14 protein-coding genes are annotated in these 14863 nt (G+C 69.6%); 7 read left to right on the forward strand and 7 right to left on the reverse strand.

The window, feature by feature from the left end; genetic code table 11:
* Positions 1 to 8 precede the first annotated feature (8 nt).
* The 3 genes from AC1D1T_RS06035 to AC1D1T_RS06045 are packed head-to-tail and all read right to left on the reverse strand — an operon-like array spanning position 9 to position 4268.
* Positions 9 to 3059, reverse strand: a complete 3051-nt coding sequence (locus AC1D1T_RS06035; RefSeq protein ID WP_477991621.1) for a hypothetical protein — start codon at positions 3057 to 3059, stop codon at positions 9 to 11.
* Positions 3040 to 3810 (reverse strand): hypothetical protein, encoded by a 771-nt coding sequence (locus AC1D1T_RS06040; protein ID WP_477826052.1) that lies wholly within the window; start codon positions 3808 to 3810, stop codon positions 3040 to 3042. The genes AC1D1T_RS06035 and AC1D1T_RS06040 overlap by 20 nt, the downstream gene beginning before the upstream one ends.
* Positions 3811 to 3821: 11 nt before the next feature.
* Complete coding sequence (locus tag AC1D1T_RS06045; RefSeq protein ID WP_477826053.1) at positions 3822 to 4268, reverse strand: hypothetical protein; 447 nt, start codon at positions 4266 to 4268, stop codon at positions 3822 to 3824.
* A 162-nt stretch (positions 4269 to 4430) separates the two neighbouring features.
* On the opposite strand from AC1D1T_RS06045, the gene AC1D1T_RS06050 reads away from it, so the two are divergent.
* Together AC1D1T_RS06050 and AC1D1T_RS06055 are read left to right on the forward strand one after the other, a co-directional pair.
* On the forward strand, positions 4431 to 4967 hold the full coding sequence (locus tag AC1D1T_RS06050) for a pyridoxamine 5'-phosphate oxidase family protein (RefSeq protein ID WP_477826054.1): 537 nt from the start codon (positions 4431 to 4433) through the stop codon (positions 4965 to 4967).
* Positions 4968 to 5063: 96 nt separating this feature from the next.
* Positions 5064 to 6875 carry a glycosyl hydrolase gene (locus AC1D1T_RS06055; protein WP_477991623.1) on the forward strand — a complete coding sequence of 604 codons (1812 nt, stop codon included), beginning with the start codon at positions 5064 to 5066 and terminating at the stop codon, positions 6873 to 6875.
* On the opposite strand, the gene AC1D1T_RS06060 is transcribed toward AC1D1T_RS06055, so the two are convergent.
* A complete protein-coding gene (locus tag AC1D1T_RS06060) occupies positions 6863 to 7774 on the reverse strand; it encodes an AraC family transcriptional regulator (RefSeq protein WP_477991625.1) in 912 nt (303 codons plus the stop codon). The genes AC1D1T_RS06055 and AC1D1T_RS06060 overlap by 13 nt on opposite strands.
* A gap of 143 nt (positions 7775 to 7917) precedes the next feature.
* Here AC1D1T_RS06060 and AC1D1T_RS06065 point away from each other — a divergent pair, with 143 nt between their 5' ends.
* The gene (locus AC1D1T_RS06065) at positions 7918 to 8214 is read left to right on the forward strand and encodes a hypothetical protein (protein ID WP_047504410.1); all 297 of its coding nucleotides are present in this window, start codon (positions 7918 to 7920) and stop codon (positions 8212 to 8214) included.
* A gap of 20 nt (positions 8215 to 8234) precedes the next feature.
* Here AC1D1T_RS06065 and AC1D1T_RS06070 read toward each other — a convergent pair whose 3' ends face one another.
* Genes AC1D1T_RS06070 through AC1D1T_RS06080 form a run of 3 tightly spaced genes read right to left on the reverse strand, consistent with a single transcriptional unit; the run spans position 8235 to position 11814 of the window.
* A complete protein-coding gene (locus AC1D1T_RS06070) occupies positions 8235 to 10586 on the reverse strand; it encodes a hybrid sensor histidine kinase/response regulator (RefSeq protein WP_477991627.1) in 2352 nt (783 codons plus the stop codon).
* Positions 10583 to 11509 carry a DMT family transporter gene (locus AC1D1T_RS06075; RefSeq protein ID WP_477991629.1) on the reverse strand — a complete coding sequence of 309 codons (927 nt, stop codon included), beginning with the start codon at positions 11507 to 11509 and terminating at the stop codon, positions 10583 to 10585. Before AC1D1T_RS06075 ends, AC1D1T_RS06070 begins: the two co-directional genes overlap by 4 nt.
* Positions 11506 to 11814, reverse strand: a complete 309-nt coding sequence (locus AC1D1T_RS06080) for a putative signal transducing protein (protein WP_465111883.1) — start codon at positions 11812 to 11814, stop codon at positions 11506 to 11508. Before AC1D1T_RS06080 ends, AC1D1T_RS06075 begins: the two co-directional genes overlap by 4 nt.
* Positions 11815 to 11875: 61 nt before the next feature.
* Here AC1D1T_RS06080 and AC1D1T_RS06085 point away from each other — a divergent pair, with 61 nt between their 5' ends.
* The 4 genes from AC1D1T_RS06085 to AC1D1T_RS06100 form a co-directional block, all read left to right on the forward strand.
* Complete coding sequence (locus AC1D1T_RS06085) at positions 11876 to 12868, forward strand: quinone oxidoreductase family protein (RefSeq protein ID WP_477827583.1); 993 nt, start codon at positions 11876 to 11878, stop codon at positions 12866 to 12868.
* 119 nt (positions 12869 to 12987) lie between these two features.
* Complete coding sequence (gene modA, locus AC1D1T_RS06090) at positions 12988 to 13737, forward strand: molybdate ABC transporter substrate-binding protein (protein WP_477991631.1); 750 nt, start codon at positions 12988 to 12990, stop codon at positions 13735 to 13737.
* Positions 13734 to 14411 carry a molybdate ABC transporter permease subunit gene (gene modB / locus AC1D1T_RS06095; RefSeq protein WP_465111886.1) on the forward strand — a complete coding sequence of 226 codons (678 nt, stop codon included), beginning with the start codon at positions 13734 to 13736 and terminating at the stop codon, positions 14409 to 14411. Before modA ends, modB begins: the two co-directional genes overlap by 4 nt.
* A partial coding sequence (locus tag AC1D1T_RS06100) for an ATP-binding cassette domain-containing protein (protein ID WP_477991634.1) occupies positions 14408 to 14863 on the forward strand: 456 nt, incomplete at its 3' end. The genes modB and AC1D1T_RS06100, both read left to right, overlap by 4 nt.

Raw genomic sequence — 14863 nt, forward strand, 5'->3', positions numbered from 1 at the left:
GGCATCCCTCATAGCTTCGCCAGAACGTTGTCCGGCATGAACGGTGGGAGACGAGATACCGGTGTCTGGGTTTTGCCGGTGAGCGCGGGGACCTTGCGGCTCATGTACAAGTCGAAACCCTTGTAGGTGATGCTGCGCTCGTTCAACAGGTCCGCTGCACCGCGCAGGCCGGTCAGGATGGCGGACGTGAAGGCGCCGTTTCCCAAGGCCGTGTTCTCCTGCGCAGGGGGCGCGCCGGAGGACGCCGCGAAGACAGCCAGGCTGCGTTCGCCGACCTGTTCGATGAACCGGACGAAGCCGCTGTCATAGCGGCCCGCGGGGCCCAGGACTCTGGAGGCACGGCAGGTGTCAACGAACAGCACCACGTGCCCGGGCAACTGGTTGAGTGCCTCGCGCAATGCCGTGTCATCGAGCGCCGGACCGCCGTCGCCGCCATCGGCCGTGGTGAACAGGTAGCTGCCGTCGCTGCGTGTCTGCCCGTGTCCCGCCAGGAATACGATGAAGTTGTCGTGTTTGGTGCCGGCATGCGCCAGCCAGGCCAGCGCCGATCGCACGTTGCTGGCGGTGGCATGAGCATCCAGCAGGCAACCTGCGATCACGTTTTCGTACAGCCGTCCTTCCTGCAGCCGAATGACCGAAACGAAGTCGGTCGCGTCCTTGGACGCGAATTGCAAGGGCTCCCGATTCCTTGCCCGGCCGGCGCCGATGGCCAGCACGAACAGCCGCTTCAGGCCCGCTGAGTTGGGCGCGCGTGATGCCGCGGTGGGGTTGTCGCCGCAAAGGGGCGTTGCCTCGGAGGGGGAGAGTGCGATGGGCGACGGCTCGGCCGCCAGCGCAGGCGCTGCAGCCTTCGTTTCGACGGTTCGACCTGGCCGCAGCTCCAGGTCGAGACGTTCCGAGTAGCCGTTCCCATCGCGCGCGGCAAGGTACAGCGCGGTGGCCGATGCCGGTACGTGAAGCCGCAGTTGCACCGAACGGTCGCCATCTGGTCCGCGAGCGGCTTCCACGGCAACGACGTTCTCCCTGCGTCCATCGACGCGTGCCTCGTACCGGATCGGACCACTGTCCGCCTGTGCTCGTACCACCAGGGCGATCTGGACCTCGACCTCGGTTTCGGCCGGGGCATCGGGCAGGTCGATCGAGCGGACCGGCGAGCGCAGCGTCGGCGGCATCTGCGCCACCCGGACTGGGGCTGCAAGGGGCGCAGCAGTCGTGCCGTCGGCGGCGATCTCTCGTTCCTGCTCCCGGGCAGCCAGCTGACGATCCAGCGTCTGCAACAGCAGGTCGATGTAGCGAGGCCGATGAAAGCGCTCGCGCAGACGAGCGGCGGGAAAATAGTCGGCCGCCGTACCGCTCTGACGGTTGAAGACCCAGCCGACCAGCCGATCGGCGCCCACTGACGCGTCGTAGTACCCGTCCGGCGACCAGACGATCCATCGGCGGTCGCGCAGCATCAGCACGGTCAGCAGTTCCTCGCCGTCGGTCGCCCGCAGCAGGCGCACCGTGCCGTCCAGCATCGCCACGCAGATGAGCTTGCCGCCGCGGCTGATGTTGACCGCACGCACTTCGGTGTGCATGGCCTTGCGCCACACCGGTGTCCCGCCGGGACCCAGCCGGTACAGCGCTTGGCTGGTGCCGAGCAAGGCGTCCCCGCCCGTCGCGAACAGGGCGGTCGCGCGAGACATCTCGTCCGCTGCCATGGGAATGCGCACCCCGTTGACCTGCGGATTGCGGTGGTTCTCCCAGTCGGAGGGCGCGTCCAGCATCGAGCGCCGCAGCAGCGGCGGGTTCAGCCCGGGGCCAGCATCGCCGCTGCGAATCAGACGTGTCGCGAGATCGAAGGTCACGCGATCGCGGCCGCCGTCAAGAGCCCAGCTGAGGGTCGAACCCTCCTCGCTGGCGAGCAGGTTACGCGCACCGTCCAGGTCGGGCAGCTCGGGCGGAGTCAGGGTTCCGCGACCTGCGCCGATGTCGAGCGTTCCCCAGGATCCATTGGCGCTGGCGAAGGCCAGGCGCCCTCCGGGCAGTGTCAGCAGGTCGGTGATGGTCGAGGGTGCGCCGGTCTCGATCTCGGCGCCTGTACGGTCACCGGGTTCGAAGACCACCAGCCGTGCATTGCGCCGTTCGAACGGATAGGAACCGGCCGCGTAGACGAATCGGCCATCGGGTGACCACGCCACGCTCAGCAAGGTGTCGCGTCCGAGTCGGGTGGGTGTCGGTCCCGCCGTGATCCGGCCGTTGGCCCAGTCCACGACATCCGGCCCCTTGCCGGGCAGCACATAGCCGATGGCAAGCAAGGTTCCCGAGGGCGAGAAGGCGAGCGAAGMCGGCTGGGCGGGCAGGTCGCGGCGGGTCTTTGCAGCGTAGTGCTGACCCTTGCCGTCGTATGACTGGGTGTAGACGCGCAGCGAGCCATCCAGGCTTGCGGCGGCCATGAGCCCGGGCGCCACGGCCACGCCATAGACGCTGTCGCCGAATTCGTCGACGAAGACCTGCTTACCCTCGGTATCGAAGGCCCGCAGGCCGCCGCGTCCTGCGAAGCCCGCGACGAGCAGACTGCCGTCGGGGCTCCACACCAGGCGCTTGACGTCTGCAGCGGGTGTGTCGATGCGCCGGATCGGCTCTCCGGAGCGGCTGTCGTACACCAGGATGAAGTGGCCTGTGCCGGTCGGCGCTGTTTCTGAACCGAAGCGGTTTCCGCCGATCGCGACCCACGGTCGCTTCGGATGCAGCGCCACGCCGTACACCCGACCGGCATCGGCGTGCCCGACCGGCGGGCGCAGCACGCGCTGCAGCTTGCCGGTCGACAGCGTCCACAGGCGCGCGGTCTTGTCGTCTGCACCGGTGACGACGAGGTCGCGCCTGTCATCGACAGCCAGCCGCCGAACGGCACCTGCATGACCTTCCAACTCGACTTGCAGGAAGCCGGCCTGCCCTGCGTCAGCCGCGCTCGGCGTAGCAGGCTGCGCGATGGCGGCCATGCTGATGAACCACAGCGCACCGAGCAGGCCGAAGGCTCGGCCCGGTGCCGCCCGTCGGCTATTGCCCTGTGCGTCCATTGAGCAACCCAGCGATCGAGGCGACGGTCGATGCGGCAGCGGCCGCCCACGCGCCAATGCGTTTCATCTGCCGAATCTGAACGGCGGCAGGCTGGTCGTCGGCACTGCAGGGCAGGAACCAGCGCTGGATCCAGTGGTCTGCTGGTTCGGAAGTGGGCGATTCGCTCCAGCGCATCGCCTGCGCTGCAAAGAAGCCGCCCAGCATGGCCAGTGCAATCGTGGTGACAAATCGGAGAGCCTCACGCCAATCGGTCGGGGAATGAGGGGCCAGTTCGAGCGGGGCGTCACCGACTGCCCAGGTGTGGAGGCCGGTTACCGCGGTCGTCAACCACACGGACAGGAAGGCGGTCGCGGCAATGCTCAGCAGGGTCAGGCCTGCTTGCCGCGCCGCGAGGCGGATGCCCAGCGAATAACCCGAGACCAGCGAGGCAGCCGCTGCGGCCGCGTACAGGTAGACGTCGGAGGTGTCATAGACCAGGACGAGCGATACCTCTGCCAGCAGGATGGCCACGATGGTCCAGCCGCAGCGGCTGAGCAGCCGGCGGGCCAGCGGCTCGGCGCGGCATGGTGCGATGGCTGCGGCATACGGCGCGAGCGACCGGACCGACTCCAGTTCGTGGCGCAATTCGCGCAGCAGGTCGACATCGCGGCCACAGGCGCTGCAGGCACGCGACTCGCCGGTCTTGGAGTGACAGTATGGGCACAGGTCCGCATCCGGCCAGCGGGCGAGCAGCGATCGTCCCGTACTCATCGCCCGGTTCCTCAAGGCCGCACCGTCAACGCGAGTTTGCGGACGCCATCGTGCAGCTGGTCGTCGCTGACGCTGATCAGGATTTCGTGCTGGCCGGGCGGAACGACCACCTCCTGGATATCGAGTCGTGAAGCGGTCAGGAAGGGCTTGACACGCTCCGTCAGGTTGACCGGCGGCTGGCGCGAGTAGACGAGGTTCACGCTGCCCGGATCGATCTTGGCATCGCCATGGGCGCGGAACGCGATCCTCAGGCGAAAGGGCGACTTCACCGGCTCCCCTGCCTTCGGTGACAGCACCTCGATGGTCGGTGGCAGCGTGACGCCTGACCTCGCGGTCAGTGTCGTGGACGGGAGGGCCGCTTCTTCCTTCGTGATCAGAATGAGCGGCGCGGCGGCGACGCTCCATGCCGACATCGACAGTCCTGCGGCAAGGGCCCTCAACAGCGGGCTTTTCAGCATGTGGCCTCCACTCGCTCTTCGCATTCGAGACCGGAAAATGCTATGGGAGTGCGGCAAGGTCCGCACCCTCACTACTAACTATGGACCGTCGGACACGGCTGACGTGAACTCGGCATGCACCCCGGCTGACAGCGCGCGAGTTGAACGGGACGATGCAGCCCCATGGACTCCATCAACCAGCAACAACCCGAGCAGAACCGCCAGGACCTGCAGGCCGCCGACGCCATCGCCCGTATCCGCGCGGTGGTCGACAAGAATTCATCGTGCTTCTTCTGCACCGCAAGCCGCATCGGCGACGCGGTCGCGGCAAGGCCGATGAGCGTGCAACAGACAGATGAGCGCGGCCACCTGTGGTTCCTCAGCGCGAATGACAGCCACAAGAATGCCGAGATCGCGGCCGACCCGCAGGTCACGCTGTACTTTCAGGCATCGAAGCACTCCGACTTCCTGCAGCTGCGAGGCCGCGCGACCGTCTCGACCGACAAGGCGAAGATCCAGGAACTGTGGGCCGCACCGATCAAGACCTGGTTCACCGGCGGCATCGACGATCCGCGCATCACCGTCATCGAGTTCGTACCGACCGATGGCTACTACTGGGACAACAAGCACGGCGACGCCATCGCCGGCCTGAAGATCCTGATCGGCGCGGCCGTGGGCAAGACGCTCGACGACTCGATCGAGGGGCGCGTCAGCTTGTAGCTACACACCTGCTCACATCCCCGCCGTTGCCAGTTGGAACCAGTTCCATAACACTGCCGCGACGCAGGCAATGACCTGCCAACCAGGGGACGGACGATGCGCAGGATTCACCTGAAGTGGAATGCCGCCGGCGTGGCCGCGGCGATCAGCCTGATCGGCACGCTGGCAGCGTGCGGCGGCAGCGAGAGCGGTACGGCGGATGCGCCGGCAGCTGATGCGCCGTCGGAATCGGCCGCCGCCTTCGCGCCCGCCACCGACACCACGCTGCCGCTGCAGGCCGAGCGCTACGTGCTCGCCAACACCGGCAGCAACCAGTGCCTCGAAGCGGCCTCCGACAACGCTGACGGCGCCCGCTTCCGCTTCGCCGACTGCAGCGGTGCCGCGGCCCAGTCCTTCAATGTGAGCCTGGATGCTTCAGGGCGCTACAAACTGTTGGCGAGCAGCGGTCGCGCGATGGATGTCGCGGGCGCCTCGGCGGCCGACGGTGCCACCGTGCAGCAGTGGCAGGACAACGGCACCAACGCGCAGCGCTTCACCTTCAAGCGGCTCGGCGGCAACCGCTTCGCGCTGGTGAATGCCGGAAGCGGCAAGTGCGTCGCGCCGTCGAGCAGCACCGGCCTGCAGCAGCTCGCCTGCAAGGACGAGCCCGCGCAGTCCTTCACCGTTCATCCCGTGGCCAGCGGCGGCAAGGCCGGCCCGGCGGTGGGCCGGTACTCGGTGCGTTCGGTGCATTCGCAGCTGTGCGTCGGCATCGAAGGCGCGAGCACCGCCGATGCCGCACGCCTGCTGCAGGCCGCGTGCGCCAGCGATGACGCACAGCGCTTCGACATCGCATCGGCCGGCGGCGGCGCCTGGCGCTTGACCAACGTTCGCAGCGGCAGGTCGATCAGCGTCGCCGCATCGTCCACCGCCAATGGCGCGGCCGTGCAACAGCTCGCCGATACCGCCGGCGCGAACCAGCGCTACACCGCCACCGCGATCGGCGATGCCTTCGAGCTTAAGGCGCGTCACAGCGGCAAATGCCTCGACGTGCGCGACTTCAGCACCGCGGTCGGCGGCGTGGTGCATCAGTGGGATTGCACCCGCACCGACAACCAGCAATGGCGCCTCGTGCCCGACGCCGGCACGATCCCCGCCAACCCGGTAGGCAAGAGTGCCAAGCGCGGCATCGCCTATGACGTGGCCACCACCGCCGACCTGAACGCGCTGTCGCCCGGCGTGTCCTGGTGGTACAACTGGTCGCCCCGGCCCAAGCTGACACCGCCGGCCGGCACCGACTTCGTGCCGATGCTGTGGAACTTCAGCTTCAACGACGCCGAGATCGAGGCGCTGCTGAAAGCCAACCCGCAGTACAAGTACCTGCTGGTGCTCAACGAGCCCAACCTGTGGGGCCAGGCGACGATGTCGCCGGCCGATGCGGCGGCCGCCTGGCCGCGCGTCGAGGCACTGGCCGCCAAGACCGGCGTGAAGATCGTCGGCCCGCAGATCACCTGGGGCAACCTCGCCGGCTTCGAGGATCCCGTCGTCTGGATGGACGCCTTCCAAGCCGCCTACCGCAATGCCAACGGCCAGCGCGCGCCACGCATCGACATGATCGGCTTCCACTGGTACGACTACGGCCTGGCCGCGCAGCTCGACCGCCTCACCAAATACGGCAAGCCGTTCTGGGTCACCGAGTTCGCGAACTGGCACACCGGCGACGGCTCGGCGCAGATCGACAGCGTGGCCAAGCAGAAGGCGCAGATGGCCGAGATGGTCGGCGTGCTGGAGAACCGCGCCGATGTCGTGCGCTACGCCTGGTTCACCGGCCGCTGGAGCAACGACGTGCACTTCTCGAGCCTGCTCGGTGCCGACGGCCAGCTCACCGAACTCGGCAAGTACTACCTGACGCTGCCCTACAAGCCCTGAGCATCCGCGGCCACGCCGGCCGACACGTCGCGCACCGGCGGTTGCCCATACAGCCGCGCGTACTCGCGGCTGAACTGCGACGGGCTCTGGTAGCCCACGCGGTGGCCGGCGGTCGCGACGCCCAGCCGCTCCACCACCAGCAGCCGGCGCGCCTCGTGCAGGCGCAGCTGTTTCTGGTACTGCATCGGCGTCAGCGCCGTCACCGCCTTGAAGTTGTGGTGCAGCGACGATTCGCTCATGCCGACGTGCGACGCGAGATCCTCGATGCGCAGCGGCTCGGCGAAATGCCGGCGCAGCCAGTCGACCGCCTTGCCGACCCGGTTGCTGCGGCTGTCGGCCGACATGATCGCGAGCAGCCGCCCGCCGTCGGGGCCGGTCAGCAGCCGGTACAGGATCTCCTCCTCGACCAGCGGCGCGAGCGCCGGGATGTCGTTCGGACTGTCGAGCAGGCGCAGCAGGCGGATCACCGCGTCCAGCAGCTCGGGCGGTGCGCGGTTCACGGTGACGCCGCGCAGGCCGTCGCCGGGCGGCGCGGCCTGTGGCGCGCGCACGYGGCGCAGCAGCTCGGTGAGCCGCACGCCATCGATCGACATGCCGAGTCCGAGGCTGGGTGATGTTTCGGTCGCGACGGTGACGCGCGAGACGATCGGCAGGTCGACCGAGGTGACCAGGTAGTCGCCGACGCCGTAGCGGTACTCGTCGTTGCCGAGCGTCAGGATCTTCTCGCCCTGCGCCAGCAGCGCGAAGCAGGGCCACTGCGCAGCGTAGTGCGGCTGCGACGGTGACGAACAGCGGCCGAAGAACAGGTTGCCGATGGCGGTCGTCGCCTGCCCGTCGGCGGGCGCGTGGCGGGCGATCAGCGCGGCGATCTCGGCGTAGCGGTCAAGGGTCGAAGCCATGCCCACGATCTTGCACGAGACGCTGCGCGTTGCCGTGTCACGAGCGCACGATTTGCAGGATCGTGCATGAGTTCTGGAGGATCCGGCTAACGGGTCTCGGGCCGGCTGCAGGATGATGCGAGCCGTCTCACCGGAGGAAGCCCATGACCGAAGCGATCGAAATCACCACCTTCAAGCTCGCGAACTGCACCTGCGACGACTTCATCGATGCCAACGTCGAGATCGACGACTGGCTCAAGCGCCAGGCGGGATTCCGCTCGCGCCGCCTCGCGCAGTGGAACGACGGCACCGTCGTCGACATGCTGATCTGGGATTCGGCCGCGCACGGCCGGGTCGCGATGGCGCGGCTGATGAACGAGATGGGCCACTCGCGCGTGCACGCGATGATCGACCAGCCGACGGTGTCGTGGAGCGTGGCGCCGGTGCGGCACCAGATCTGAACGCGCCGCGTCCGACCGATTCACTCCGCCCGCTGCACCGCCCGCGCCTTCAGGCGCCGCTCGATCGCCGCCACCAGCTGCTCCTGCGTGAACGGCTTGGCCACGTAGTCGTCCATGCCGGCGGCGAGGCAGGCTTCGACGTCGCCCTTCATCGCGTTCGCGGTGAGGGCGACGATCGGCAGCCGGGCCAGGTCGCTGACGCCCTCGGCACGCTCGATCTCGCGCAACCGCGCGGTCGCCTCGAAGCCGTCGACCACCGGCATCAGGCAGTCCATCAGCACCACGTCGAAGGCATGGCTGCGCGCCGCGTCGATCGCGGCCTGGCCGTCGGACACCACCTGCACGTCGTAGCCGGCCAGCCGCAGCATCTGCGCCGCCACCTCCTGGTTCACCAGGTGGTCCTCGGCCAGCAGCACGCGGGCGCTGCGCACCGGGGCGGCCACCGGCAGCGCAGCCGCCGGCAGCACTGCGTCGGGCACCGGCTGCGCTTCATGCGCCAGCAGGTCGATCAGCGCGCGCCGCAGCTCCTGCTTGCGCACCGGCTTCGACAGCCAGCGCTCGACGCCCAGCCGCGTCAGGCTGATCGCCGGCATGTCCAGCCCCTGCGAGCTCAGCATCACGATCTTCAGTCCGTCGAGCCGGCGGTTCGCGCGGATGCGCTGCGTCAGCGTCAGGCCGTCCATGTCGGGCATGTGCACGTCGAGGATCGCCAGGTCGTGCACCACCGGCCGCTTGCTCATCAGCTGCAGCGCATGCTCGCCGCCCTCGGCGGTGTCCACGCGCAACCCCCAGGCGCTCAGCTGGTGGCGCAGGATGTCGAGGTTGGTCGTGTTGTCGTCCACCACCAGCACCTGCAGCCCCTGCAGCGCCGCGGCCTCGCGGTCGGTCAGCAGGGTCGTGCTGTCGGGCACCAGCCGCATCGGCAGCGAGAACCAGAAGCGCGAGCCCTCGCCGCGCGTGCTCTGCAGCTGCAGCTTGCCGCCCATCATCGCCACCAGCTGGCTCGAGATCGTCAGGCCCAGCCCGGTGCCGCCATGGCGCCGCGTGCGGGAGCTGTCGGCCTGCGTGAAGGCATCGAACACCCGCGCCTGGTCGGCCGTCGAGATGCCCGGGCCCGAATCCGACACCGCGAACTCCAGCAGCGCCGCATGGTTGTGCGCCGCGCTGCTGGCCGGCATCTTGGTCACCGAGATCATCACGTGCCCGCGCTCGGTGAACTTCACCGCATTGCCCAGCAGGTTCATCAGCACCTGGCGCAGCCGCGCCGCATCGCCGTAGGCGCGCACCGGCAGGTCGGGGCCCATCTGGCAGATCACCTCCAGCCCCTTGGCATGCGCCTGCACCGCCAGCAGCTCGGCCACGTCGTAGGCCACCTCGCAGGGGTTGAACGGCAGCGATTCGACCTCGAACTTGCCGGCCTCGATCTTCGAGAAATCGAGGATGTCGTTGATGACGCCCAGCAGCGCCTGGCCCGAGCGGTGCGCGCTGTCGGCAAAGCGGCGCTGCTGGTCGTTCAGCGTCGTGCCCATCAGCAGCTCGGTCATGCCGAGCACGCCGTTCATCGGCGTGCGGATCTCGTGGCTCATGTTGGCGAGGAACTGCGACTTGGCCTGGCTGGCCGCCTCGGCCGCATCCTTCGCGGCCTGCAGCTCGGACAGGTGCTGAGCCTTCTCGGCCGAGGCCAGCTCCATGCGCCGGCGGATCAGGAAGCCGTAGACCAGCATGCCCAGCGTGATCGCGGTGACGCCGACGGCGCTCGCGAACTCGAGCCAGCGGTAGCGGCCCACCGACTGGCTCAGCGCATCGAACTGCGCCTTCTGCAGCGTGCGCGAGATGCGCGAGACACCGCGCAGGTCTTCCTGCAGCAGCGCATAGCTGCGGTCGACCTCGACCATCGCGCGCGAGGCCGCATCGAGCCGCTGCTCGCCGAAGCGCTGCAGCGTGGTCTCGGATTGCTCGACCATGCGCTGCACCGTGTTGCCGGCCGATTGCAGGCCCTGCACCATCAGCTCGCGCTCGCCTTCGGCCGGGTGGGCCTCGAAGCGCTGCATCGCGGCCGCGAGCGCCTGCTTGAAGCGCCCGTGCGCGGCATGCAGCCGCTCGCGCTCGTGGTCGACCTGGCCCGACGCGAAGATGTCGTTGGCCGGGGCGTCGACCTCGCCGGCCAGGCGGCGCAGCTCACCCAGCGCCTCGAAGCGGGCGGCCCAGCCGCGGTCGGCGGCGAGCGAATCGCCGAAGCGCTCGTTGACCTTGACGCCCAGGAACTGGTCGAGCCCGATCACCACCAGGATCAGCAGCGCGGCCGCACCGTACAGCAGTTGCCACGAGCGCTTGCGAGCGGAGGGAACTGCGACGGGGCCGGAAGGTGTCATGGTGTCCTGCGAGGCGCTGCGCGGGATGTTACGACGATCCCCGCGGCAATCAATCCGAACGCCGCGACGTGGTACCACTGCGGCCCTTCGCCCAGCATCGCGGCCGACATCAGCGCGGCGAACACCGGCGTCAGGTTCGCGAAGAAGGCCGCCACCGCCGGCCCCACCGCGGTGACGCCCGCGCCCCAGCAGAAGTACGCCACGATCGACGGGCCGATCGCCACGTAGGCGAGCGCCGCATACACCGCGCCGGACCACATGATCGGCTGCCCGCCGAGCGCCTGCTCGGCGCCCGCGCCGGCACCGGCCCACAGCGCACCGAAGCCGACCTGGGCGAGCAGGAACTCCGCGGCGCTCCAGGGCGGCCGTTCGGGCGGGCGCATCGAGGCCGGCGGGCGCGCCAGCATCCAGCTGTAGACCGCCCACAGCGCGGTGGCCAGCAGCATCAGCAGGTCGCCGGGCACCAGGTGCAGCTGCAGCAGCGTCGACGGGTGGCCGTGCGACAGCACCAGCGCCACGCCGAGCAGCGACAGCACGGCGCCGGCCCCCTGGCGGCGCGTCGGCCGCTCGCCGTAGGCCAGCGCGCCGACCGCGAGCATGAAGAGCGGCGAGCTGGCGGCGATCAGCGTCACGTTGATCGGCGTGGAGGTGGTGACCGCCATGTACTGCAGCGCGTTGTAGCTGCCGACGCCCATCAGACTGAGCGGTGCGAGGTAGCGCAGGCGCGCGGCGAGCTCGCCCGGGCGCCTGAACAGGCGCCAGCCGATCGGCAGCAGCAGCACGAAGGCGAGCGACCAGCGCAACGCGTTCAGCGCGAGCGGCGGCACGCTGCCGACCATCAGCCGCCCGACCACCGCATTGCCGGCCCACAGCAGGGGCGGCAGCGTCAGCATCAGGATGATGCGGGGATGGAGGGCCGTCATGCCGCGGGCATCGCGGCGCCGCAGTTCCAGCACTGCTCGAACGGCCCGTCGATCACTTCATGGCATTGCGGGCAGGCCCACAGATGGCGGCGCGGATGCTGCAGCTCGTCGAGCCGCACGAGGGCGCGCGCATGGTCGGCCTCGTCGTCGACCCACAGCTCGGGCAGGGTCTCGCTGGGCGGCACGCCGCCCGACAGGCTGCTCGCGAACGCGCGTTGCACGGTGGTGGGGATTCCCGTCTGCGTGAGCATGTCGGCCCAGAGCTGGGCGAGGGCGAGGTTGGGTGCGGTGGTGAGGCGTTTCAAGACCGGGTGCAGGCAGGGTCGCGGGAGTGCTGGCACGATAACGCATCCACTGGAGCAACCCATGCCACTTACTGCACATGCCGTCCGCCTCGACCGAGCCGGCGGCCCCGAGACCCTGACGCTGTCGGAGGTCGTGGTCGGCGAGCCCGGCCCGGGCGAGATCCGCATCCGCCACCATGCGATCGGCATCAACTACATCGACGTCTACCACCGCAGCGGTGCGTATCCGCTGCCGGCGCCGTTCGGCCTCGGTGTCGAGGGGGCCGGGGTGGTCGAGGCGGTGGGCGAGGGCGTCACCCACCTGCGCGCCGGCGACCGCGCGGCCTACGTGAGCCAGCCGCCCGGTGCCTACGCGACGCTGCGGGTGATGCCGGCCAAGTGCGTCGTGAAGCTGCCCGACGCGATCGGTTTCGACGAGGGCGCGGCGATGATGCTGAAGGGCTTCACCACGCAGTACCTGCTGCGCCGCACGCTGCCGCAGGCCGGGCTCGTGGCGGGCGACTTCGTGCTGTTCCATGCCGCGGCGGGCGGCGTCGGGCTGATCGCCTGCCAGTGGGCGCGTGCGCTCGGGCTGCAGCTGATCGGCACTGCGAGCACCGACGAGAAATGCGCTGCCGCGCAGGCACATGGCGCGGCCTTCACGATCAACTATGCGCGCGAGGATTTCGCGGCCCGGGTGCGCGAGATCACCGGCGGCAAGGGCGTGAAGGTGGTCTACGACGGTGTCGGCCGCGACACCTGGGACAAGTCGCTCGACTGCCTGCAGCCGTTCGGCCTGATGGCCAGCTATGGCAGCGCGTCGGGCAAGGTGCCCCCGTTCGACCTGGGCGTGCTCGGCGCGAAGGGCTCGCTGTTCCTGACGCGGCCCACGGTGTTCACGCACATCGCGACCCGCGAGTCGACCCAGGCGATGGCCGACGAGCTGTTCGCGATCGTGGCCAGCGGGCAGGTGAAGATCCCGGTGGAGCACCGCTACGCGCTGAAGGATGCGGGGCAGGCGCACGTCGACCTGGAATCGCGCAGGACGGTGGGCGGGTCGGTACTGATTCCGTAGTTCGAGCTTTGCTGCGACCGGCGCGCCCCAGCCTCCCCGCCCGCGCCTTCCGCGCCAACGCGACAAGTTCGATATGTAGTGCGATACATTTCGGGGTTCTCCACGCTGTAGCAACTCCCATGCGCCTCGCCGCCCGCCTGCTGACCGCTGCCTTCTCGCTTCTCGCCCTCGGCGCCCACGCCGCCGACCTGACCGTCTCGGCCGCCGCCAGCCTGACCAACGCTTTCAAGGAGCTGGCCCCCGCCTTCGAGGCGCAGAACCCGGGCACCAGGCTGCTGCTGAACTTCGCGGCCTCCGACGCGCTGCTGGCGCAGATCGCGAAGGGCGCGCCGGTCGACGTGTTCGCGTCGGCCGACCAGGAGACCATGGACCGCGCGCAGGCGCAGCAACTGGTGGCCGCCGGCTCGCGCCGCGATTTCGTCAACAACTCGCTGGTGCTGATCGCGCCGTTCGACAGCACGCTGGCACTGGGCGCGCTGGCCGACCTGAAGCAGCCCGGCGTCAAGCGCATCGCGTTCGGCCAGCCGAGCGGCGTGCCGGCCGGCCGCTACGCGAAGGGTGCGCTCGAGGCCGCGAAGCTGTGGACCGAGCTCGAACCCAAGGCCGTCTACGCGCAGAACGTGCGCCAGGCGCTCGACTACGTCGCGCGCGGCGAGGCCGAGGCCGGCTTCGTCTACGGCACCGACGCCGCGCTGCTGAAGGACAAGGTCAAGCTGGCGCTGACCGTGCCCACCGACACCCCGATCCGCTACCCGGTCGCCCGCGTCGCCGGCGGCCCGAACCCGGCAGCCGCGCGCGCCTTCGTCGACTACCTGCTGTCGCCGGCCGGCCAGGCGGTGCTGGCGCGCTACGGCTTCCAGAAGCCGTGAACGCCGCGGAGTCCGCGTGGATCCCGCTCGCGCTGTCGCTGAAGGTGGCGGGCTGGGCCACGCTGATCGACCTGGTGCTCGGCGTCGGCCTCGGCTTCCTGCTGGCGCGCGGCCGCTTCCCCGGGCGCGAGCTGCTCGATGCGATCCTCACGCTGCCGATGGTGCTGCCGCCCACCGTGCTCGGCTACTACCTGCTGGTGCTGATCGGCAAGCGCGGCTGGCTCGGCGCCTGGCTGTACGAGCATCTCGGCATCCAGCTGATCTTCACCTGGCAGGGCGCGGTGATCGCGGCCGCCGTGGTCGCGCTGCCGCTGGTGCTGAAGGCGGCGCGCGCGGCCTTCGAGGGTGTCGAGCCGCAGCTCGAGAACGCCGGCCGCGTGCTCGGGCTGTCGGAGGCGGCGGTGTTCTTCCGCATCACGCTGCCGCTCGCCTGGCGCGGCATCCTGGCCGGCCTGCTGCTGTCGTTCGCGCGCTCGCTCGGCGAATTCGGCGCGACGCTGATGGTGGCCGGCAGCATCCCCGGGCGGACGCAGACGCTGTCGGTCGCGGTCTACGAGGCAGTGCAGGCGGGGCAGGACGGCGTGGCCAACGTGCTGGTGCTGATCACCTCGGTGACCTGCATCGTCGTGCTGCTGCTGGCCGGAAGGCTGCTGCGGGGGAGGGCCGTGCGATGAGCTTCGAGGTCGACATCCGCAAGACGGTCAGCAGCCCGCAGCGGCGCTTCGAGCTGCAGGTGCGCTTCACGTCGCAGGCGCGGCGCACGGTGATCTACGGGCCGTCGGGCGCCGGCAAGACGCTGACGCTGCAGGCGATCGCCGGGTTGCTGCGGCCGGATGCCGGGCGCATCSTCTTCAACGGCGAGACCCTGTTCGATGGCAGTGCTCGCCTCCTGGTGCCGGCCCGGCAGCGCCGCTTCGGCTACCTGTTCCAGGACTACGCGCTGTTCCCGCAGCTGAACGTGCGGCAGAACATCGCCTTCGGGCTGCAGCGCGGCTGGCGCAACCCGCCGCGCGACGTGGGCGGCGAGGCGGTCGAGCGCTGGCTCGCGGCGCTGGAGCTGCAGCCGGTGGCGTCGCAGCTGCCGCACCAGCTGTCCGGCGGCCAGCGCCAGCGCACCGCGCTTGCG

The organism is Rhizobacter sp. P2_H3, from assembly GCF_056403355.1.